Here is a 22,760-nt window from a genome sequence, read left to right on the forward strand (position 1 = left end):
ATGGTGACATACGGCATCTATCTGGGAAACCCTACTGGACCTAAGCCGCAAAATTTACTCAATATGCTGCCACTTCTCTACATACTGGAGGTTTATTTTTTTATATGAAAACAAAAAATTCTCATGCACAATTTAAAGGGATTACTTATATCACAGTTATGACATTTTTATTAGCTATTATCTTTAGTTTTTCTTCTGATATTCTTTTAAAAAAAAGTAATGTAATCATTGCATTTTTCATTCTTTTATTAATAGTATTTATTGGAATAATATTTGATATGATTGGAATAGCTGTTGCAACAGGGGATGAAAAGCCATTTCATTCCATGGCAGCAAATAAAGTATATGGCGCGAAGCAATCAATAAAACTTATAAGGAATGTAAACATTGTTACTACTTTTTGCATGGACGTAGTAGGTGATATAAGCGGTATTATTTCAGGTGCAGCATTAACAACTATAATTATTAAATTATCAATTCAAGGTACAAAAAGCACCATTTATTTTACTATATTAGGTGGTTTATTATCTGCAGTTACAATAGCTGGTAAAGCAATAGGAAAAAATATTGGCATAAATAAAAACCAATCCATTATTTACATTGCAGGCATATTTTTGGCATGGATTGAAAAAAATATCGGTATAAATATTTTTTCTGATTATAGAAACAAAAACAGAAAGTGAGTGAACATTCATTGCTTGAAAATATCAATACTCCATATGACCTTAAAAAACTTAATAAAAATGAACTTGAATTATTAGCTAAGGAAATACGGTGCTTCTTGATAGAAAATGTTTCAAAAACCGGCGGTCACTTGGCATCAAATCTCGGGGTTGTAGAACTTACCATTGCATTACACTATGTCTTTAATTCTCCAATTGACAAAATAATATGGGATGTAGGACATCAGTCATATGTTCATAAAATTTTAACAGGACGTAAAAGTAAATTTGACAAGCTTAGAAAATTTAATGGTATTTCTGGTTTTCCCAAAAGGTGTGAAAGCATACATGATGTATTTGAAACAGGTCACAGCAGTACTTCCATTTCTGCAGCCTTAGGCATAGCAAAAGCAAGAGATCTGAACAACGAAAAATATTCAGTAATTTCTGTAATAGGTGATGGTGCACTTACAGGGGGCATGGCTTTTGAAGCTCTTAATGATGCCGGCAGATCAAAAACAAATTTAATCGTTATATTAAATCATAATGAAATGTCGATATCTGAAAATGTTGGCAGTATATCGATGTATTTAAGTAAAATAAGGACAGATCCATATTATTTTAGGTTTAAAAAAGACATAGAAAATATAATGAATATAATTCCTCCTATAGGAAAAAGTATTTATAAATCAGTAGAAAAATTAAAATATTCCATAAAACAATTAGTGGTACCAGGCATGTTGTTTGAGGAAATTGGGTTTAAATACTTAGGACCAATTGATGGACATGATATAAATGCTTTAATAGAGGTTTTAAATAGAGCTAAAAATATAGAAGGTCCTATTTTAATTCATACAATTACAAAAAAAGGTAAAGGATATATACATGCTGAACAAAATCCTGATAAATTTCATTCAGCATCACCGTTTAATATTCAAACCGGTGAATTTAAAAAAAATGGACGCGATACCTATTCAGATATTTTTGGAAAAACACTTACAAAAATGGCTTTAAATGATCATAGCATTGTAGCTATAACTGCTGCAATGCCTGATGGTACAGGTTTAAACCATTTTGCTGAAAAAATACCTGACAGGTTTTTTGATGTAGGAATTGCAGAACAACATGCTGCAACATTTGCTGCGGGCATGGCAATAAACGGATTCAGACCTTATTTTGCTGTTTATTCAACTTTTTTACAAAGAGCATATGACCAGGTTATACATGATATTTGCATACAAAAATTACCGGTTGTACTTGCTATTGATAGAGCAGGATTGGTCGGGGAAGATGGAGAAACACATCAAGGACTTTTTGATATTTCTTTTTTGAGGATTATTCCTAATATTGTAATAATGTCACCTAAAAATGCTGATGAACTTGTGGAAATGATAAAATTTTCAAGAACATTGACAGGACCCTGCGCAATAAGGTATCCAAGAGGGAAAGTTGATAGCTATGATGTTAATAGGAAGTGTAATATACAACTTGGAAAAGCTGAAATTTTATCAGAAGGAAACACAGTTGCCATATTTGCATTTGGGAATATGGTTAATATAGCTTTAGAAGTCAGAGATAAAATATATGAAGAAGGGGTTTATCCATATGTTGTAAATTTAAGATTTGCTAAACCTCTTGACAGTGAATTAATTCTTGATATTGCAAATAAAGCAAAATATATTATAACAATTGAAGATAATGTTATTAACGGAGGGATAGGTAGCGCTATTTTAGAATTACTCAATAAATTTGGTATATATAAACCTGTTGTAAGATTGGGATTTCCAGATAAATTTATTGAACATGGGGATGTTAATACCTTGTTAAAAAAATATAATTTGGATAGTGATTCTATAAAAGAAAAGATAATAAGATTGTATAGAGAAATGTAATAAATTATAATACATTTGCGTCTTTAAACTTACACAGGTTTATATAACGGGATATTCATAGAGGTGAGGTCAAATGAAAGGCAAAGAAAGAATTGATGTCCTACTTGTTAATAGAGGCTTTTTTCCATCACGAGAAAAGGCAAAATCTTCTATAATGGCAGGAGAAGTATTTGCAGATGGAATAAGAATCGACAAAGCTGGAAGCATGGTAAATATTGATACGGAAATAAAAATAGAAGGAAAGCTGCTTCCATATGTAAGTCGCGGGGGGTTAAAATTAGAAAAAGCCTTGAAATATTTTGGGATTAACACATTTAATAAAATTGCACTGGATGTTGGAGCTTCAACGGGAGGATTTACCGATTGCCTTTTGAAAAATGGGGCTTTAAAAGTATATTCCGTTGATGTTGGCTATGGTCAGCTTGATTGGAAGCTTAGAAATGATACCCGTGTTATTAATATGGAAAGAACAAATATAAGGTATCTTGAAACCCTTTCTGAAATGGTTGATATTGTAACAATTGATGTATCTTTTATTTCACTTGGTATAGTGATACCCTCTGTTGACAAATTTCTTAAAAAAAATGGTGAATTAATCGCACTTATAAAACCACAATTTGAAGCAGGGAGAGAAAAGGTTGGGAAAAAAGGTGTTGTAAAGGATAAGAGTGTTCATATTGATGTTTTAGAGAAAGTAAATAAAATATGTAAAAGTTTGTCGTATGATATAATAGGTATTACTTACTCGCCTATAAAAGGACCAGAAGGCAATATAGAATATCTTATTTATGCGGTAAAGCGTCCATCTGGTAATATAAATATAAATATTCCCAATGTTGTAGAAACAGCACATAAAAATTTAAATTAAAAAGAAGGATATTTAAAATTTATATAGAATAAGGGGTATGAATATGTATAACTATGTGGTGATTTTATGAAAAAAATTGGAATTGTACCGAATATACATAAGGATAAGGATTTAGAAACGACAAAAATACTTGTTAAATGGATTTTGGAGCACAATGGGTTACCTTTTTTAAATGAAATAATAGCATCAAAAATAGAATATCCTGAATATGGCAAAGATTCCATAGAGATATATAAAGAATGTGATTGTTTAATAGTTTTAGGTGGAGATGGAACGATATTAAACATTGCCAGACAGTGTGCACCTTACTCTACTCCTATACTTGGAGTAAATTTGGGGCATTTAGGGTTTTTAGCAGAGGTAGATAGTAACAATATTTTTGCTGCTATGGAAAAATTATATAATGGTGAGTATACAATTGATAAGAGAATGATGCTTGAGGCTAGTATTATAAATAATGATATGGAAATAGTAAAATTCATGGCTTTAAATGATATTGTTGTAACGAGAGGTGTTTTTCCGCATATGGTAAGGCTTGAAGCATATGTGAATGACCAATATCTTGATACATATTTATCAGATGGAGTAATAATATCAAGCCCTACAGGTTCTACTGCGTATTCACTTTCTGCTGGAGGACCTATAGTATATCCAAATCTTGAATTGCTTATAATTACCCCTATTTGTCCTCATGCTTTACATTCTCGTTCCATAATAGTTTCATCAAATGATAAGGTGAAACTGAAAATAGCCGATGAAAATCAGGATATCATGGTTACAACTGATGGACAGCAGGGTTATAAATTAAACAGCCGAAATTTAGTTTATATCAAAAAGAGCAGCAAGTATACAAACTTAATAAAAATTGAAAATACAAATTTTTTTGATTTGTTAAGAGACAAATTATCTGAAAGAAATACAAACATAAGATGAGGTGTTATAAATAATGAAAATTATACGACACGCAAAAATACTGGAGATAATTGATAAAAATGAAATTGAAACACAGGAAGAATTAGCAGAAGCATTGCAAAAAGAAGGGATTAATGTGACACAGGCAACTGTATCACGTGATATTAAAGAACTTAGACTTATAAAAGTTCTAAGTGATGATGGGACTAAATACAAATATGCAACAATGAAAAAAGTAAACAGTAATGTTACTGATAAATTAATAACATTACTGGCTGGTTCCATTGTAAATATTGATTATGCTGGAAATACAATAGTTATTAAAACATTGTCTGGAACTGCACCAGCAGCAGCAGAGGCAATTGATACACTGAATTGGAATGATGTAGTTGGAACTCTTGCAGGAGATAATACGATTTTCATGCTTGTAAGAACAGAGAAATCCATGAAAGAGATCCTTGATAGATTGAATAAATTAATGAAGTGATTTTGGAGGGTTTCAAATGATACTTGCATTAAACATAAGAAATATTGCGCTTATAGATAATTTGCAGATTAATTTTGGCGAAGGTTTAAATATATTAACAGGTGAAACAGGTGCTGGAAAGTCGATTGTAATTGATTCAATGGTGTTATTATTAGGTGGAAGAGCAAATAAGGATATAATAAGAAATGGTACTGATAAAGGATTTGTAGAGGGAATATTTTATATAGATTCAAACAAAAAAGATATTATCAATATTATAAATGAAGCAGGAATAGATTATGAAAATGATGATACTTTAATAATAAGTCGAGAAATCACATCAAGTGGAAGAAATTATTGCAGAGTAAACAACCGCATTGTGTCATTATCGTTTTTAAATAAACTTGGTTCACTTCTTGTTGATATACTTGGTCAACATGAACATCAATTTTTGCTTGACAATACTAAACACATAATGCTTCTTGATAGCTTTCAGGATAATGAATTTTATACAATTAGAGAACAGCTAAGAAAGCTTCTTGATAAATATTATTCTATAGAAAGAAAACTTAAAGATTATTATCTTGATGACAATGAAAAATTATCAAAAATCGATTTATTAAAATATCAAATCAATGAGATAAAAAATGCAAATTTAAGGATAAATGAAGATAAGGAATTAACGGAAAAAAGAAATATATTAATAAATTCAGAAAAATTGTTTACATTTATGAATGAAACATATAATATCTTATATGAAGGTAGGGAAAATAACAATGCAGTTATTGATAGCATAAATGTCATAATAAAAAATATTGATTTATCAATGGCTATTGATAAAAAATTATCGGATTTAAAGGAATATATTGAAAATGCTTTATTTACACTTGAAGACTGCGCATTTCAGATAAGGAATTATATAGAAAATATTGATTTTAGTCCTGAAAGTCTCGATGAGATTGAAAATAGGCTTGACCTTATTAGCAATTTAAAAAGAAAATATGGTATAACAATTGAAGCTATATTGGAATTTCAAAAAGAAAAGGAAATAGAGCTTGAAAAATTATTAAACTCAGAAGAAGAAATAAAAAAAATTAATGATGAAAAAAACAGATTGAAAAATGAAATTATTAAGTTATCTGGAATTATACACGATAAAAGAACTCAAATAGCGGACTATCTTGAAAAAAATATAAAAATTATTTTAAATGAATTAAATATGAATAATGCAATTTTTAAAGTTGATATAAAAAATTTACAGGAACCTAATGAAAACGGTATGGATGAAGTGGAGTTTATGATTTCAACAAATGTTGGAGAACCTTTAAAGCCTTTATCTAAAATTGCCTCGGGTGGTGAACTGTCCAGAATAATGTTGGCACTTAAAACAATTTTAGCAGATTTTGATGGTATTTCAACATTAATTTTTGATGAAGTTGATACAGGTATAAGTGGGAGGGCTGCACAGGCTGTTGCAGAAAAAATAGCATATATTTCAAGGAACCGTCAAATAATATGTGTGTCACATTTACCACAGATTACATCAATGGCTGATGTACATTATAAAATTTTAAAAATAACAAAAGATAGTAAAACATACATTAATATACAAAAACTTGACTATGATGGTAAAATAAAAGAGCTTTCAAGGATAATCAGCGGTACAAAGGTAACAGAATTAACATTGAATCATTCTAAAGAGCTTATTGATATGGCACAAAGATTCAAAAAGAAGATAGAAATAAATAAAAAAGGCACTTAAGTGCTTTTTTTATTTAAAATTTGATTAACTTGTTTATATTTATAAATGATTTTGCTTTTTTCTATTAAGCCGATATATTGACAGTATATAAAGTCATTTATAAGGTTATTTTAAACTTAGACAAAATCAAAAAAATAATAGAAGGGAGTGGTATTAATTGAAGTGGCACAAAATCAAATATTTACTTTTTATTTTTTTATCAGGTTTACTTATATATGTAAGCTGTTTAACTCCTGTGAAGGATTTAACGAAAACTCCCTCAAATTTTAAATTTTTTAAAGGAGAGAAGGCAAATTTTAATTTTAACTTGCCTCTAAAAGTGAGTTTTTATACAGATAAAGATGGTATTTTAAAAATAAATAATGAAACAAAAGAAAATATCTTAAATTTAAACAAACCATTTACTATAGAAACATTGGAGCAGGGCAAGGTAAATATTAATTTTAAATTATATGGAATTGTACCTATAAAATCTGTCTCTGTAGATGTTCTACCGACGGTATACATTATGCCAGGAGGGCAATCAATTGGTGTAAGACTTAATACAAAAGGTGCTCTTGTTGTAGGATATTCAGAAATTATTGGAGAAAATAATAAAGTTTATAGCCCATATAAGGAAGGTGGTATACAAATCGGGGATATAATTTTAGAGGTTGATGGTAAAAAAATAAAATCTGCTGATGATATAACAAATATCACGAATAGCTTAAATGGCAATATTGTCAAATTAAAATTAAATAGAAAAGGTAGTATAGTTAATACAAGCATACATCCTGTTAAATCAAAGGATGATGGTCAGTATAGAATAGGTTTGTGGGTAAGAGATCATACTGCAGGAATCGGAACGCTTACATTTTATCTGCCAGAAAAAAAATTATATGCTGCATTAGGACATGCAATAACAGATATAGATACAGGTGATACTCTTTCCGTAGAAAATGGAGAAATCATGAAATCCAGAATAACTTCAGTAAATAGAGGCAGAAGGAGTAATCCTGGAGAATTAAGGGGTATTTTTCTTGAGGAGATTGATACAATAGGTAATATAGAAAAAAATACTGCATTCGGTATTTATGGAAGTTTATATGGTAAATTATCAAATAATATATATAATAAGCCTATACCAATTGGCTATCAATCACAGGTTAAAGAGGGTCCCGCAAAAATTTTAACAACAATAGATGATAATGGAGTAAAGGAATATAATATTCAGATAATAAGAAAAGTTCAACAGGAATCTTCTAATCAAAAAGGAATGATAATTAAAATTACAGATAAAAATTTATTAAGTAAAACAGGTGGTATTGTACAAGGAATGAGTGGAAGTCCTATTATTCAAAATGGTAAACTTATAGGAGCAGTAACACATGTATTTGTAAATGACCCAACAAAGGGATATGGGGTTTATGCTGAATGGATGCTTAAAGAGATGAATAATATTACAGACAATCAAAAAGTTTTCAAAAATTAAGGGAATCCCCCCTTAATTTTTTACATGTAAAAAGAAGGAATTTTGAAAGATATGTAGAATATTATAAATATAAATAAAAATAATGGGGAGGAGTTTATATTGTTAAAAAAAATTAAAATTGGTATTTCTGATGACAATAAAGAATTCTGCAATATACTTGTCGATTATCTATCATCAAAAGGTAACATTGAAATACTTGGCACAGCAAATGATGGAAACCAGACATTAGAATTGATTAAGAATAGCGAACCAGATTTACTTATACTTGATATTATAATGCCATACCTTGATGGAATAGGTGTTTTAGAAAAACTAAATGAATTAAATGTAAAAAGACCCAGGATAATAATTTTATCAGCAGTTGGGCAAGAAAAAATTACACAAAAGGCAATAAATCTCGGAGCAGATTACTACATATTAAAACCTTTTGATTTAGAAATACTTTCAAAGCGTATTGTTGAAATTATGGATATAGAAACGGATGTTGTTTCAAAAGCAGTTATGCCTGTAAGATCAAGTAAAAAAGATCCTGATATAGAAACGTTAATAACAAAAGTAATTCATGATGTTGGAATACCAGCACATATTAAAGGATATTCTTATTTAAGAGATGCGATTACATTAGTTATGGATGATATAGAATATCTAAATTCTGTAACAAAATTACTTTATCCAAAGATTGCTGAAAAATATGATACAACTCCAAGCAGGGTAGAAAGAGCAATTAGACATGCAATAGAAGTTGCCTGGAGTAGAGGAAAAGTGGATGTTTTAAATGAATTATTTGCTTATACAATTGATGAAAAAAGGGGAAAACCCACTAATTCGGAATTTATAGCACTTATTGCAGATAAATTAAGATTAGGTTTAAAAGCAAGTTAATACGGTGATATGCACCGTATTTTTTTTGTTTTGTCAAAATTAATTTTATGCTATAATAGACAAAGAATGATGTTCTGGAGGACTAACCATGCAAATAACTGGTTCGATTAAAATAGATGTAAAAACGAAAAATTTAGTAAAACGTATAAAACCTGGAGAAATCGCTGTTATTGATCATCTCGACATAGATGAGATTGCGGCAGAATCATTATCTGAAAAAAAAGTTTTGGCAGTTATTAATGCGAATAAATCAATAAGCGGTAAATATCCGAATTTAGGTCCTTTAATATTAAATAAAGCAGGTATTCCTATTATTGATGATGTTGGCAAAAAAATTTTTGAAGTTTTAAAGGAAAATGATAAAGTTACAATTATAGATAATGAAATATATAAGGATAATTCTTTAATTGCGAAAGGTAAAATTTTAACACATGATATAATAAAATATAAAATGGAAGAATGTAAAGAAAATCTTGAAATAGAGTTAAATAATTTTATCGAAAATACACTTGAATATGCAAAAAGAGAAAAATCTTTTATTATTAGCGATATAAATATTCCTGATATTAAAACAAACTTTAAGGACAGGCAGTCACTTGTTGTTGTTAGAGGCAAGGACTATAAAGAGGATTTATTCACTATAAAGCAATATATAAGAGATGTGAAACCTGTTCTTATCGGAGTAGATGGTGGTGCTGATGCTTTATTGGAATTTGGTTTAAAACCGGATATAATAGTTGGGGATATGGATAGTGTTAGTGATAAAGCATTAAAACAAGCAGGTGAAATAGTTATACATGCATATCCTGACGGAAGAGCACCGGGCTTAGATAGAATTAAAACACTTAATCTTGAGAAAACACATATATTTAAAGCACCAGGGACCAGTGAGGACATTGCTATGTTGTTAGCTTTTGAAAAAGGGGCAGATTTAATTGTGGCTGTAGGTACTCATTCAAGTATGATAGATTTTCTTGAAAAGGGACGAAAAGGCATGTCCAGTACTTTCCTTGTAAGATTAAAAATTGGCTCTAAATTAATTGACGCAAAGGGTGTAAACAAGTTATACAGGGAAAATTTCAAGATATCATATATATTTGGAATAATTTTTTCAGCTATGATACCGCTTGGAGTAATAGCATACTTTTCTCCACCTACACAACGATTAATGAAACTATTAGAATTGAAATTAAGATTATTATTAGGATTTTAGGAGGATTAGCATGAACATTAATATAAGATACTATGTTCTAACAATTGCAGCTATTTTTATGGCATTAGGAATAGGTATATTTATTGGATTTATGCTTGATGGACAAAAGGCTTTTTCAATTCAACAGGACACAATAATAAATCAACTTGAACAAAAATTTAAAGATATACAGTCAGAAAATTCAAATTTAAAAAACAATGTTCAGAATCTCACAAAAGAGAAGGATATACTTAATCAGTATGGTAAAATAGTTTTTCCTATCCTTGTTTCAAAAAAATTAGAGGGGGTCAAAGTTGCGATAATTGAAACAAATAATGACTTTATTTGTTCAGGTATGATAAATGCCCTAACAAAAGCAGGTGCTTCAATAAATTCCATAACAATATTTAATAACAATATAAATAATTTAAGTGATGCTGAGAAGAAAGATCTATCAAATTATCTGTCCAAATATGGTACTGTTGATTCAAAAAATATTACTGACTTTTTATCTGCTAAACTATCAAATGCTATTGCTACAGGGCAGGATAATGATTTAATAACTTATCTTAAAGATAAAGGTTACATTAATTTTAATGGTGTTTCTGGAAATACCGATTTTGTAATTATTGTAGGGGGTAGTAATAATAAAGATAATAATTTAAATAATATTGACATACCTATAATAAAACAGATAAAAACATTAAATATACCTATAGTTGGGGTAGAACCAAGTGATGTAAAATACAGTTATGTAGAAACTTATAAAAAACAAAGGTTATCAACCGTTGATAATATTGATAATATTGTAGGACAAACAGCTTTAATTATGGTGATGCAGGGCAAAGAAGGCCATTATGGTGTAAAACCTGGTGATTCAGCATTAATGCCAGATTCTTTTGCTAATACACCATAAACTATAAAAAACAATATGAGGTGAAATTATGACTTACAAAGCCAGTGTTTTAATACCAGCGTATAATGAAGCTGATAGGATAGGCGATACAATAAAAGGAATGAAGGACATTACAGAAATTGATGAAATTATAGTTGTTAATGATGGTTCAACAGATGATACGGTTGAAAAAGCCAAAAAAGCTGGCGCTAAAATTGTTAATATGAAAAATAATTTAGGGAAAGGTACTGCATTAAAAGAAGGATTAAAATATGTTAAAAATGATATTATCGTTTTTCTTGATGCTGATATAGGTCTTACTTCAAGAGAAGTTAAAAAATTATTATTACCTGTAATAAATGATGAAGCTGATGTAACTGTTGCAAAATTTCCAAAAATAAATATTAAATCTGGTTTTGGACTTGTTAAAAAGCTTGCAAAAAAAGGTGTAAAGGCATTAACAGGTTATGAATTTGAATCTGCTTTATCAGGACAAAGGGCCTTTAAGAAAGAAGTCCTTGAAGGAATAAAAAAGTTTCACAAGGGTTATGGGATAGAGGTTGGAATGACCATAGACATATTAAAAAAAGGATATAAAATTAAAGAAGTAGAGGTTAATATGACACATGCAGTTACATTAAGAGATATAAAAGGGTTTATTCATAGAGGAAGGCAATTTTTCGATATTTTGAAAGTTTTATTATACAAATCAATTAAAAAAGATTAAGGATAAAAAATAATTTTTATTTCATCCTGCCAAAAGATAAATGGGGGTTTTATTATGATTTTATATCTACCTTTTATTATTTCACTTTTTGCAATGATTATTACATGGAAATTTGTTTTTCAGATTTTGGATAAATCTATTTGCTTGCGGGAAAATTATAAAAAAGATTTAGTGCCTGCTTGTGGAGGAATATTATTTATCCCTGCTATTTTTTTATCTTTTATAGTAATAACCACAATAGGTATTAAAGAAAATAATATTTATTTATTTATGATATCTATAATAATAATGTCATATACCGGTTTAATAGATGATTTACTTGGTGATAGAAGCGTAACAGGTTTAAAAGGACATATAAGGTCAATGCTGTATGGAAAATTAACAACAGGAGGCTTAAAAGCCATTATGGGCTTTTTAGTAGCTTTATATTTAAGTATAAATATTAGTAAAAATATTATTAATATTATAATAAATACCTTGATTATTGCTTTATTTACAAATTTTTTAAATCTTTTAGATTTAAGACCTGGAAGAGCAGGAAAGGTTTTTATATTTTTATCGGTTGTTTTTTTAATCATTGGAAATGCACATCCGATTTTTCTTATGATAATGTTAGGAATTGTAATTATTTATTTACCATTGGATTTAAAAGGAAAAATTATGATGGGTGATGCTGGTTCAAATGTTTTAGGTTTGACTATTGGAATAGCCAGTGTTATTATTTTTAGCTTTAAAATAAGAATTATAATACTTATACTTTTAATTTTGATACATACATTAACAGAAAAATATTCCTTAACCAAAATAATCGAAAAAAACAAATTATTAAATTATATTGATATGATTGGCAGAAAATAAGAAAGGTTGGTAAAATGATTAGCATTAATTCTGGAATTGTTAAAAAGATTATTTTAAAAAGAAATGACATAACATTTGTTGAAGTTGAATTAGAAGGTGAAATTACAAAGGCGGTCAATTATGACCATATTTCAGGTGAAATAAAAGTCGGTGATAAGGTATATATTAATGAAACTGCAAAAAAACTTAATCTTGGTACTGGCGGATATGATTTTATACTGTTAAATACACGATATCATAAGCTTGATTTAAAAGGAAATGGTCATATAATGAAATTAAGGTATACACCGGCGCAAATAAATGTTTTATCGGTAGAAGAGCAAGATAGCCCATACCATGAGACTTTCAATAATTTCAAGAGTCTTGATGGAATCCCTGTTATTATAGGAGAACTTCACAGTATGGTTGCACCTGCATCTATTGTATTAAAACATTTAAAAACTGATATAAAGATAGCGTACATAATGACAGATTCTGCAAGTATACCAATATCTTTTAGTAATACGGTGTATTATTTAAAAAAAGAAGGCATTATAAATGAAACAATTACAATTGGGCATGCATTTGGGGGAGATTATGAAGCTGTTAATATTTATACAGCTCTTATTTGTGCTAAGGAAATCATAAAAGCTGATGTTATAATTGTTGCAATGGGTCCTGGTATTGTAGGTACAGGCACAAAATATGGTTTTACAGGTATAGATCAAGGATATTATATAGATGCGGTAAATAAGTTGGGGGGTAATCCAATTTTAATTCCAAGAATAAGTTTTAGTGACAAACGAGAAAGACATATGGGTATTAGCCATCATACAATTACTGTTCTTGAGGTATGTAATAGTAATTGCACTCTGACTTTTCCTGTGATGGAAAAGAATATGATGGAGATTGTAAATAAGCAAATTCAAAATAATCCTGTATTTAAAAAGTTCAACAAGGTATTTATTGATGCATCAATAACAAATGATTACTTAAAAAATTGCAGAATAAAAATTACAACAATGGGTAGAGATTACAGCTTGGAAAAAGAATTTTTTAACGCTTGTGGTGCCGCTGCAATCTACTGTAATACATTATTTTAAACTAATAAGTTCGCTTATTGTTGTATATTTCACGCTTAATTCTCTTAATATTTTCAATAATTCATGGAATTTACCTATAAAATATATTTTATTGCCATATATAATCATTTGTACCACCTCCTGATGATATTTTATGTAAATTTCTTCAAAATATACCTATGGAAAGGATGTTGATTATGGATCTTTTTGAAAAAACAATAGCTTCTAAAAAATTATATGAAGGGAAAATTTTAAATTTACGCATTGATGATGTAATACTGCCAGATGGCAAGAAATCAAATCGTGAAATTGTAGAGCATCCGGGTGGTGTGTCAATACTTGCTGTGAAAGATAATGGTAAAATATTGATTGTAAAACAATTTCGCAAGGCTGCAAATAAAGCTTTATTTGAAATACCTGCAGGGAAACTTGAATTTGGAGAAAATCCTGATGCTTGTGCTAAAAGGGAACTTATGGAGGAAACAGGATATACATCAGAAAAATTAAAACTTCTTTTATCCTTTTACCCTTCACCGGGATTTTCAGAAGAAAATATATATGTCTATCTTGCAGAAAATTTAAGGGAAGAACATGTTGATACAGATGACGATGAATTTTTAGAAGTGTATGAATACACTATTAACGAATTGGTTGAGATGATTAAAAAAAATGAAATTGTAGATGCTAAAACAATTATTGCAATTTTATATTATATTAATCTATAAAAATTTTCAAATAAATGAAATGAGGTTCTTTTGATGATATATAATGTAGATCTACATGTACATATAGGCAGAACTAAAAGTGGTAAACCCGTTAAAATAACAGCTTCAAATAAACTAACTCCGATAAATATTTTAGAACAATGTTTTATAAAGGGAATAGATATTGTAGGGCTTGTTGATTGTGCAGTTCCAGAGATTTTAGATGAACTAAATTCCATGATGAATAAAGATGTTTTAATACCTTTACATGGTGGAGGATTAAGATACAAAAACAGGATAACTCTTTTATTGGCAAGTGAAGTGGAAATAGGTGGAGAAAAAAAAGGGTCTCCTCATATATTATGCTTTTTAAGAGACATTAAGTCTATGAGGAAATTTTCTAATATATTATCAAATCATATAAAAAATATTAATTTAAGTAGCCAGAGATGCAGTTTAAGCAGTATAGAAATTTATAAAATCGTAAAAGATTTAGGAGGATTTTTAATTCCGGCACATGTATTTACTCCTTTCAAAAGCTATTATGGCAGTTCAACAGAAAGATTGGGTGATATTTTTAAAGAATATTATAATGATTTAAATTCAATAGAACTTGGATTAAGTTCTGACACTGATTTAGCTGATGAAATAAGCGAATTAAAATCAAAAACTTTTTTAAGTAATTCTGATGCCCACTCATTAAATAAAATTGCCAGGGAATTTAATGTATTCGAAATGCAAGAGCCTGATTTTAATGAAGTTTTTTCTGTATTAAATAGGGAGGATGGGAAAAAGATAATAAAAAATTATGGTTTAAACCCGGAACTCGGCAAATATCACAGAACTTTTTGCTTAGACTGCGGTAATGTATCAACAGAAGTTCCGCCCGTATATAGCTGTACAAACTGCGGCAGTAAAAATATAGTATTTGGCGTAAAAGACCGTATTGCTGAGATAAAGGATCAGGATATTATACATCCTAAATTCAGACCTGAATATGTGTATCAAATTCCTTTGGAGTTCATACCTAAAATTGGCTATAAGACAATTAAAAAGCTTGTTAATGAATTTGGAACTGAGATTTATGCTCTACATAGGGCTTCTTACCATGACCTTGAAAAAGTTGTAGGTTCAAAAGCAGCAGAAAATATATTTAAGATAAGACAGGGAAATTTCACTTTGAGAATTGGTGGTGGAGGATTTTATGGTAAAATAATATAAATATGGTATATACCCCTCCTTTGCAGCATAAATTTTATTATGGATTATTTCATAAGGAGGGACAACATATTTGAAAATGGTTAAAGAAATAATTTCGAAACATATTAAAGATAATTCTATTTTATATATAATAGTAATCATGTCATTAATGATTGGAATAGCATCAGGTGCATTTACAATCAATACATTAAATGATATCCAGAAAGAAAATATAATGAAATATATAGTAAGTTTTTACGATATTTTAGGACATACACAACTGAATGCAATTAATATATTCAAACAATCCATATTAAATAACTTTGAAACTGTGTTTATACTTTGGCTATTAGGTGCTACGATTATCGGTATACCCTTTATTTTTTTTATAATTGGAGTTAGAGGTTTTATATTAGGATTTTCTATAGGTTTTTTAATTAGTGAATTCAAATTTAAAGGTATTTTATTTGCTTTAACTGCTATATTGCCTCAAAATATACTGATTTTACTTGTTATTTTATTTATATCTGTAACGAGCATAAATTTTTCTTTGTATATATTAAAAAACCGCAGATTTAACATGAAGGATTTGTTTTCGCAGTTTGTTTCATATACATTAATTGTTTATACAGCATTTGCGGTAATGATTTTGAGCAGCTTAGTTGAGGCATATGTAACGCCATATATATTGTTTTTACTAAAAGATATCATAAAGTAAGGTAAGTTGTAAAATAAAGTGACGGAACAAGCAAAAATTGGACTCATGGTAAATCCGATGTATAATATTAAGTGATAAAACAAAACAATACAAAGGAGATTATACCATGAGTCAATATGATAATATCATAGAATTGAGAAAATATAAACACCTTACAGCAAAAGAAAGATACAAAATAGAGATATTGCTGAAGGAAGGACTAAAACCTTATGAAATTGCACAACGAATGGGAAGAGGGACCAGGACAATTGAAAGAGAAGTAAATAGAGGGAAGGTAAGACTTCTAAATTCTGATTTAACATATAGAGAAGAGTACTGTGCAGATGCAGGACAGCGCATATATAATGAAAATGCAAAGAATAAAGGACCTGGTCTAAAGATAGGGAAAGACCATAAACTGGTTAAATATATAGAAAATAAGATAATCAAAGAAAATTACTCACCTGATGCAGTAATTGGAGAGATAAAAAAAAAGAAAATAAAATTTAAAGCCCAAATATGTACAAAGACATTATATAACTATATAGATCGGGGTGATGTATTTCTAAAACTTACAAATAAAGATCTTCCTGTAAAAAAAGAAGGAAAAAAGAGAGACTATAAGAAAATAAAAATACCACATAAAAATCTTAAAGGAACAAGCATTGAAGAAAGACAACCAGAGGTAGATAACAGAAAAGAATATGGGCACTGGGAAATGGATTGTGTTGTAGGAAAACGAGAAGGGAAAGGTGCGGTATTACTGGTATTAAGCGAAAGAAGCATACGAGAAGAAATCATTATTAAAATGCCGGCAAAGACGCAAGAATCAGTTATTGCATCACTTGACAGATTAGAAAGAAAATATGGAAAAGCATTTAAAGAGAAATTCAAAACAATAACGGTTGATAATGGCAGTGAATTCTTGGATTATGAAGGAATAGAAAGGTCTATAAAGTATAAAGAAGAGAAAAGAGTAAAATTGTATTATGCACATCCTTATAGCTCATGGGAGCGAGGGACAAACGAAAATATCAACAAACTAATAAGGCGGTTTATACCAAAAGGGATGGATATAAGCAAGATAAGCAATGCGAGGATAAAATACATAGAAAATTGGATAAACAGCTATCCAAGGAGGATATTTGGATATAAATCAGCAAAAGATATGATGACAGCATAAAAGGCAAAAAGTTTTTTAAGAATCCAGTTGACAACGAGCCTCTCCTATATGATGACCAGCCAGCGAGCCATCCCTCCATGCCCCCGAAGCATGTGCAAGGAGAAAGGCTATGGGGCATAAATGGCTGGCTATCCAGTAAGGCTATCATACAGGAACCTCTCATTATAAACCGCACTTAAAAAACTTTTTGATTAGCTTTGCAATAAACCATATTGAAATGAAATAAGTAATCAATTAACATTATACATATTTACCAAATATTTCACGTCACTTAAACTTGCAATTTTTAGATATCATAAAGTAATAAAAATTCTGTTGACTTTTAAAAAGTAATATGAGATAATTAAAATATATTTATAATAAAAATTTGGCCTGACACTACTATACAAAATAAGTAAAGGATAGATGAAATGTGAATATGAAACAAGAAATAGAAAAATTAAAAAAAGAAGGAGCACGTTATATTACTTCTTTAGCTCATTTGGATTTAGAATCGGACGAAAACATAATCTTAAAGTATCTATTTGATATAAAAGGTGAAATAAAGGAGATTTCTTTGTCAAGTAAATTTCCGGGAAACTTTGAAAGTATAAGATCTGTGTATCCAGCAGCAGAATGGGCAGAAAGAGAAATTATGGAGATGTATGGTATTACATTTAAAGATTATGAAGACACAGAAAAAGGACTTTTAATGACAGCCCAGACTTCAATAGAACCTCCTCTTGCGAAACTTGAAAGAGAAAGAATTTTGAAGCAAAGAGACAAAAGAAGGTGATTTTTTGGCAAACCAAAAGAAAACATTTTTGTTACCAGTTGGACCTTTCCACGTAGCATTAGAAGAACCTGTTCATTTTAAGATAGAAAGTGAAGGCAATATTATTAAAGAAGTCAGCATAGAAATTGGTCATGTGCATAGAAGCATTGAATATCTTGCTTGCACAAGAAACTTTTATCAGGTTATTCCCCTTGTTGAAAGGGTATGTGGAATTTGTTCTCATACACATCCTGTTTGTTTTGTCCAGGCTATTGAAAGTATAGCTAAAATTGAGGTACCTTTGAGAGCAAGGTATCTGAGAACATTGGTGGGAGAACTGGAAAGAATCCATTCCCATCTTTTATGGGCGGGAATAGCCTGTGAAAATATGGGTTTTCAGACATTATTTATTAAATTTTTTAATACAAGGGAAAATATAAAAGACCTCATGGAAGCAGTCACAGGCCATAGAGCAAATTATGCATTTAATACTATAGGGGGTGTAAGAAAAGATATAGAAGATACAGATAGAATAAAACACATTGTAGAGAGAGTTAAACAAGATACACTAAGGCTTATAGATGAAGCACTGGAAAGTTCTACGCTTATCAGCAGAACAAAAGGGATAGGTATTTTAACCTATGAGGATGCTGTAAATCTTTCTGTTGCTGGTCCCTTAGCAAGAGCTTCGGGGGTGTCTTTTGATGTGAGAAAGGATGTTTGTATTCCTGGAGCTGCTTATGAATTTGTAGATTTTGAAAAAATTGTAGAAAAAGATGGAGATGTTTTAGCAAGGCTTAAAGTAAGGCTTTTAGAGGTTATAGAAAGTATTAAGATAATAGAACAGATTCTTATGCAAATTCCAAATGGTCCTGTAAAATTGGACAGGCTTCCCTTTATACCAAAGGGAATTGGTATAGGGCGATGGGAGGCACCGAGAGGTGAGGCTTTGTATTATTGTTTAACAGACGGTAGTGATGTACCTTTTAGAGTAAAAATAAGAACTCCTAGTTATGTAAATATACCTGCTGCTAAGAAAATGCTTATAGGACAGGATATTGCCGATGTTACACTTATAGTAGCAAGCATTGATCCATGTTATTCTTGTGCACAAAGGTAGGTGTTATATTTGAAAATCAAAGCAGATTCAACAAAATGTATAGGTTGTAGGGCATGTGAAAAAATGTGCATGAAGGTACATGCATCTGATGCTCCTCGTATTTTTATTTCAAAAGTAGATAAAAAAAACAAGATAAATATATGTACTCAATGCGGAATTTGTGCCAAGGTCTGTCCTGTAGGAGCCATAACCAAAGTTGACAAAGCCTTTATTATAGATCAGTCGGTTTGCGTTGGTTGCAAAATCTGTTATTATATGTGTCCATTTGGTGTTATTGAAATGGTCAATAATGCCAATAGATACATTGATATGGTTGCACAAAAATGTGATTTATGTAAGGATAGAAATTTCGAGCCAGCCTGCGTTAAGGTATGTAAGCATGGAGCCCTTACGAAGGTTGAAAAGTAAAGGAGATATGTGTTATGTTTTTAGAGATTTCTGTGGGAGTACTTTTTTTGGGTGCTTTATTATCTTCTGCTTTTTACAAAGTTAAACGTGCAAGTTTTCACGGTACGATAAGCATTTTAACATCCTTTGTATCTTTAATTGGCATAATATATCTTTTGTTAGATGTATTGAAAGGAAAAATATCATCTGTAAATATAGGAATTGGTCCTGTTTTAGAAAATGCAAATTTCAATCTGATATTGAGAGCTGACGGACTTAATGTTTTTTTTGCACTGTTTGGCTGTTTCGTAAGTTTTTGCGTTATTATTTATGCAACTCAGTACATGGAACATGAAAAAGAGGGTTTACCTAGGTTTTTTGCTTTTACCCAGCTTTTTGTAGCAGGATATATAGGTCTTGTTTTAAGCGATAATCTTATATGGTCATATGTATTTTTTGAACTTATAGGATTATGTTCTTATCAATTAATCGGGTTTTGGTATAAGAGCGATATTTCAAGTTTTTCTGCCAAAAAGGCTTATCTTATGACACATATAGCAGGATATGGTTTTCTTTTTTCAGTGATACTTATATCTGCTTTAACAAAAGGGAATACTGTTATATCAGAACTGAACAAATATAACCTTGGAAGATATGAAAACCTTATTTTATTAGGATTGATAATTGCTGTAGCTGCAAAGTCTGTCCAATGGCCTTTATATACGTGGATACCCTTTGCTATGAATGCACCTACGCCTGTAAGTGCACTTCTGCATTCAGCCTGTCTTGTTAAAGCTGGTGTATATCTAATAGTTCGATTCTATTCAGTAATAGGACCTTATACTGTTGATTGGAAAATATTAATAACATATCTAGGTGCACTATCTTCTCTTGTGGGGGTGCTATATGCATTAAAGCAAAGTGATTTCAAAAAACTTCTTGCTTTTCATACAGTGAGTCAGATAGGTTATATGGTTTCTGCCATTGGAATAGGTACGCCCCTTGCAATTGCTGCTGGGCTTTTTCACGTGCTTAATCATTCCTTATTCAAATCTCTTTTGTTTCTTGTAGCAGGTATTCTTCAGCATTCTACAAAAACAAGAGATCTTTCTGAAATGGGAGGACTTTATAAAAAACTTCCTAAAACTGCAGCAATTTTCATGATTGGAGCAGCATCAATTTCTGGTGTTCCCGGTTTCAATGGTTTTGTCAGTAAGTGGATGTTTTATAATGCATCCCTTCAGGCTGGTTTTCCTGTTATAACTGCCATAGGACTTATTGTCAGTACACTTACAATGATTTCATTCTTGAAAATTATGGATACAGCATTTTATGGAAAACTCCCTGAAAAATACGAGAAAATAAAAGAAAAGGATTATAAGGCAATGATTTTTTCGGCAGGTCTTTTATCTGTTCCCTGTATTGTAATTGGAATTTTTCCTCAATTAGCAATAAAATATCTGATATTGCCTGCTTTAAAAGCAGTTAATTTAAATGATGGAGGGTCTGTATGTTACTTATATAATTATGGGATATTGTTAAAAGGAGAAGGAGCATATCCTGCGACTACAATGGCACTTTGGGGAATAGTTGTATTGTTTGTTGGTTTTGTAATATATACTGTCTTTTTAAGAAAACATAATGTGAAAGAAGCAGCAGCTTTTACAGGAGGAGAGGCCGAAGAGTCATTAAATCCTACTGCGGAGGATTTTGTTGTTGAGATTGAAAACAGAATGGTAACTTTTTATAAATACTCTGATCCTGATAGGTATTTAAACATGGTTAATCAATGTATATCAAGAAGCTTTAATAAATTATATAAACTGTTTAATATGATAGAAAAAAAAGCTTGGAGAACAGCTATAATTGCCGGGTGTTTTGTTTTAGCTTTAATAATATTTTTAGTTTAAAGAAGGTGAAAATGACATGTTAAATATATTATTGTCCTTTGTTCTTGTTTTTATGACAATAATTATAGGGTTCTTTTATTATAAAAATTACAGACAGAAGGAAATTCTTTTATATTTGCTTTTTCTTCTTTTATCAGAATTATATATTTTACAAACTGGTAGAAATATTTTTGGTTTGATAGCTGAGGTTTTTTGTATAATAATGTTTTTGATGATTATGAAATTAAGAAAATCTATAGATGCTTTTAAGGTATTTGCATTTATGGGAAGTATTTACATTTTCCTTTCATTAATATCAGAAATTGGGTCGGAATACAAAGTATGGATTTATGGTGTTTTGATAATTGCAGTTTTACTAAAACTTGCAGTATTTCCCGTGATGTGGTGGCTTCCGAAGGTTGTGGAAGATACAGATTCAATTACTGCGGCTACTGTCATATGTTTGTCTGAGGTGGTTGATTTTACAGTACTTATGGGTGCTATGGAGAGGTTGAGTTATATAAACAGCGTATTTTATTTAAAGACAAAAATGTTTTTAATTTTTATTGGAATTTTGACGTTACTTGTTGCTGCTATAATGGCTTTTGTAGAAAAAGATTTAAAAAAGATGCTTGCATATTCTTCTATTGATGATTCAGGATATCTTTTAATTGGAATTGGGATTTTTTCAAATATAAGCATAATAGCTTCAATTATTCTTCTTATAAATCATGTTATTGCCAAACTTGGTATGTTCCTTATTGCAGATAAACTGGAAAGGATATCAGGGACACTTGACATGGAAAAACTTGGTGGACAGGCAGAAAGGTTTCCTATAGGTGCGGGAGCTTTCCTTGTTTTTGCTCTGACATTAATAGGAGTGCCTTTTACCCCGGGCTTTACAGGTAAATACTTGATATATCTGTCAGGCTTTAAAGAAAATCTGTGGCTTGCATTAGTTATGATACTAAGTAGTATAATTACCCTTATTTACTACATTAAAGCATATCACAATATATTTCTGGGAAGATATAAAGCTGAATTTGAACGGGTTAAGAAAGAATCTGATTTTATTTTACTTATTATAGCTATCTTATTTATATTAGCTGGTATTTATATAAGTTTACCAATTTTCTTTATTAAATGGAGTAATTTGACTTTTCTCATAGGGAGGTAAA

22 protein-coding genes are annotated in these 22,760 nt (G+C 30.0%); all 22 read left to right on the plus strand.

From position 1 onward, the window contains the following. Positions 1–104 precede the first annotated feature (104 nt). The 22 genes from AC0LWJ_RS02725 to AC0LWJ_RS02830 all read left to right on the plus strand — a co-directional run bounded on the left by AC0LWJ_RS02725 (position 105) and on the right by AC0LWJ_RS02830 (position 22,759). A complete protein-coding gene (locus AC0LWJ_RS02725; RefSeq protein ID WP_474236917.1) occupies positions 105–683 on the plus strand; it encodes a hypothetical protein in 579 nt (192 codons plus the stop codon). An 11-nt stretch (positions 684–694) separates the two neighbouring features. Next, positions 695–2,554 (plus strand): 1-deoxy-D-xylulose-5-phosphate synthase, encoded by a 1,860-nt coding sequence (gene dxs / locus AC0LWJ_RS02730; protein ID WP_474237061.1) that lies wholly within the window; start codon positions 695–697, stop codon positions 2,552–2,554. Between the two features lie 73 nt (positions 2,555–2,627). Further along, on the plus strand, positions 2,628–3,422 hold the full coding sequence (locus tag AC0LWJ_RS02735; protein WP_474236916.1) for a TlyA family RNA methyltransferase: 795 nt from the start codon (positions 2,628–2,630) through the stop codon (positions 3,420–3,422). A 66-nt stretch (positions 3,423–3,488) separates the two neighbouring features. Beyond that, the gene (locus AC0LWJ_RS02740) at positions 3,489–4,355 is read left to right on the plus strand and encodes an NAD(+)/NADH kinase (RefSeq protein ID WP_474236915.1); all 867 of its coding nucleotides are present in this window, start codon (positions 3,489–3,491) and stop codon (positions 4,353–4,355) included. Between the two features lie 10 nt (positions 4,356–4,365). Further along, a complete protein-coding gene (locus tag AC0LWJ_RS02745; RefSeq protein ID WP_474237060.1) occupies positions 4,366–4,821 on the plus strand; it encodes an arginine repressor in 456 nt (151 codons plus the stop codon). A gap of 16 nt (positions 4,822–4,837) precedes the next feature. Beyond that, the gene (recN, locus tag AC0LWJ_RS02750; protein WP_474236914.1) at positions 4,838–6,562 is read left to right on the plus strand and encodes a DNA repair protein RecN; all 1,725 of its coding nucleotides are present in this window, start codon (positions 4,838–4,840) and stop codon (positions 6,560–6,562) included. Between the two features lie 157 nt (positions 6,563–6,719). Then, entirely contained in the window at positions 6,720–8,033 is a 1,314-nt protein-coding gene (gene spoIVB / locus AC0LWJ_RS02755) for a SpoIVB peptidase (protein ID WP_474236913.1), read from the plus strand. A gap of 99 nt (positions 8,034–8,132) precedes the next feature. Then, the gene (gene spo0A, locus AC0LWJ_RS02760) at positions 8,133–8,915 is read left to right on the plus strand and encodes a sporulation transcription factor Spo0A (protein WP_474236912.1); all 783 of its coding nucleotides are present in this window, start codon (positions 8,133–8,135) and stop codon (positions 8,913–8,915) included. A gap of 88 nt (positions 8,916–9,003) precedes the next feature. After that, positions 9,004–10,128: a putative cytokinetic ring protein SteA gene (gene steA / locus AC0LWJ_RS02765; protein ID WP_474236911.1), complete on the plus strand. Its 1,125-nt coding sequence runs from the start codon at positions 9,004–9,006 to the stop codon at positions 10,126–10,128. A 10-nt stretch (positions 10,129–10,138) separates the two neighbouring features. Further along, on the plus strand, positions 10,139–11,023 hold the full coding sequence (locus tag AC0LWJ_RS02770) for a copper transporter (RefSeq protein ID WP_474236910.1): 885 nt from the start codon (positions 10,139–10,141) through the stop codon (positions 11,021–11,023). A 28-nt stretch (positions 11,024–11,051) separates the two neighbouring features. Then, entirely contained in the window at positions 11,052–11,729 is a 678-nt protein-coding gene (locus AC0LWJ_RS02775; RefSeq protein WP_474236909.1) for a glycosyltransferase family 2 protein, read from the plus strand. Between the two features lie 57 nt (positions 11,730–11,786). Further along, complete coding sequence (locus AC0LWJ_RS02780; RefSeq protein ID WP_474237059.1) at positions 11,787–12,587, plus strand: MraY family glycosyltransferase; 801 nt, start codon at positions 11,787–11,789, stop codon at positions 12,585–12,587. 14 nt (positions 12,588–12,601) lie between these two features. Continuing rightward, positions 12,602–13,669, plus strand: coding sequence for a DUF3866 family protein (locus AC0LWJ_RS02785; RefSeq protein WP_474236908.1), 1,068 nt, complete (start codon positions 12,602–12,604; stop codon positions 13,667–13,669). A 176-nt stretch (positions 13,670–13,845) separates the two neighbouring features. Next, positions 13,846–14,373 carry an NUDIX hydrolase gene (locus AC0LWJ_RS02790; RefSeq protein ID WP_474236907.1) on the plus strand — a complete coding sequence of 176 codons (528 nt, stop codon included), beginning with the start codon at positions 13,846–13,848 and terminating at the stop codon, positions 14,371–14,373. Between the two features lie 33 nt (positions 14,374–14,406). Then, complete coding sequence (locus AC0LWJ_RS02795; RefSeq protein ID WP_474236906.1) at positions 14,407–15,573, plus strand: endonuclease Q family protein; 1,167 nt, start codon at positions 14,407–14,409, stop codon at positions 15,571–15,573. Positions 15,574–15,649: 76 nt separating this feature from the next. Next, positions 15,650–16,270, plus strand: a complete 621-nt coding sequence (gene spoIIM, locus AC0LWJ_RS02800) for a stage II sporulation protein M (RefSeq protein WP_474237058.1) — start codon at positions 15,650–15,652, stop codon at positions 16,268–16,270. Positions 16,271–16,376: 106 nt separating this feature from the next. Continuing rightward, entirely contained in the window at positions 16,377–17,432 is a 1,056-nt protein-coding gene (locus tag AC0LWJ_RS02805; protein ID WP_284680322.1) for an IS30 family transposase, read from the plus strand. Positions 17,433–17,850: 418 nt separating this feature from the next. Further along, positions 17,851–18,207 (plus strand): NADH-quinone oxidoreductase subunit C, encoded by a 357-nt coding sequence (locus tag AC0LWJ_RS02810; protein ID WP_474239926.1) that lies wholly within the window; start codon positions 17,851–17,853, stop codon positions 18,205–18,207. A gap of 4 nt (positions 18,208–18,211) precedes the next feature. Continuing rightward, on the plus strand, positions 18,212–19,306 hold the full coding sequence (locus AC0LWJ_RS02815; RefSeq protein WP_503031459.1) for a hydrogenase large subunit: 1,095 nt from the start codon (positions 18,212–18,214) through the stop codon (positions 19,304–19,306). Positions 19,307–19,315: 9 nt separating this feature from the next. Next, a complete protein-coding gene (locus AC0LWJ_RS02820; RefSeq protein ID WP_474239920.1) occupies positions 19,316–19,714 on the plus strand; it encodes a 4Fe-4S dicluster domain-containing protein in 399 nt (132 codons plus the stop codon). Positions 19,715–19,728: 14 nt separating this feature from the next. Further along, positions 19,729–21,603: an NADH-quinone oxidoreductase subunit 5 family protein gene (locus tag AC0LWJ_RS02825; RefSeq protein ID WP_474239918.1), complete on the plus strand. Its 1,875-nt coding sequence runs from the start codon at positions 19,729–19,731 to the stop codon at positions 21,601–21,603. 16 nt (positions 21,604–21,619) lie between these two features. After that, positions 21,620–22,759: a proton-conducting transporter transmembrane domain-containing protein gene (locus tag AC0LWJ_RS02830; RefSeq protein ID WP_503031460.1), complete on the plus strand. Its 1,140-nt coding sequence runs from the start codon at positions 21,620–21,622 to the stop codon at positions 22,757–22,759. Position 22,760: the final 1 nt, after the last annotated feature.

The sequence above is a fragment of the Aceticella sp. 75b-Ac genome (genome assembly GCF_056032965.2).

Coding starts and splice junctions, on each gene's coding strand:
- AC0LWJ_RS02775 (WP_474236909.1), top strand. CDS start 11,052: ATGACTTACAAAGCCAGTGTTTTAATACCAGCGTATAATGAAGCTGAT.
- AC0LWJ_RS02825 (WP_474239918.1), top strand. CDS start 19,729: ATGTTTTTAGAGATTTCTGTGGGAGTACTTTTTTTGGGTGCTTTATTA.
- steA (WP_474236911.1), top strand. CDS start 9,004: ATGCAAATAACTGGTTCGATTAAAATAGATGTAAAAACGAAAAATTTA.
- AC0LWJ_RS02795 (WP_474236906.1), top strand. CDS start 14,407: ATGATATATAATGTAGATCTACATGTACATATAGGCAGAACTAAAAGT.
- AC0LWJ_RS02810 (WP_474239926.1), top strand. CDS start 17,851: ATGAAACAAGAAATAGAAAAATTAAAAAAAGAAGGAGCACGTTATATT.
- AC0LWJ_RS02805 (WP_284680322.1), top strand. CDS start 16,377: ATGAGTCAATATGATAATATCATAGAATTGAGAAAATATAAACACCTT.
- AC0LWJ_RS02740 (WP_474236915.1), top strand. CDS start 3,489: ATGAAAAAAATTGGAATTGTACCGAATATACATAAGGATAAGGATTTA.
- AC0LWJ_RS02830 (WP_503031460.1), top strand. CDS start 21,620: ATGTTAAATATATTATTGTCCTTTGTTCTTGTTTTTATGACAATAATT.
- AC0LWJ_RS02790 (WP_474236907.1), top strand. CDS start 13,846: ATGGATCTTTTTGAAAAAACAATAGCTTCTAAAAAATTATATGAAGGG.
- AC0LWJ_RS02770 (WP_474236910.1), top strand. CDS start 10,139: ATGAACATTAATATAAGATACTATGTTCTAACAATTGCAGCTATTTTT.
- AC0LWJ_RS02725 (WP_474236917.1), top strand. CDS start 105: ATGAAAACAAAAAATTCTCATGCACAATTTAAAGGGATTACTTATATC.
- spoIIM (WP_474237058.1), top strand. CDS start 15,650: ATGGTTAAAGAAATAATTTCGAAACATATTAAAGATAATTCTATTTTA.
- AC0LWJ_RS02735 (WP_474236916.1), top strand. CDS start 2,628: ATGAAAGGCAAAGAAAGAATTGATGTCCTACTTGTTAATAGAGGCTTT.
- AC0LWJ_RS02785 (WP_474236908.1), top strand. CDS start 12,602: ATGATTAGCATTAATTCTGGAATTGTTAAAAAGATTATTTTAAAAAGA.
- recN (WP_474236914.1), top strand. CDS start 4,838: ATGATACTTGCATTAAACATAAGAAATATTGCGCTTATAGATAATTTG.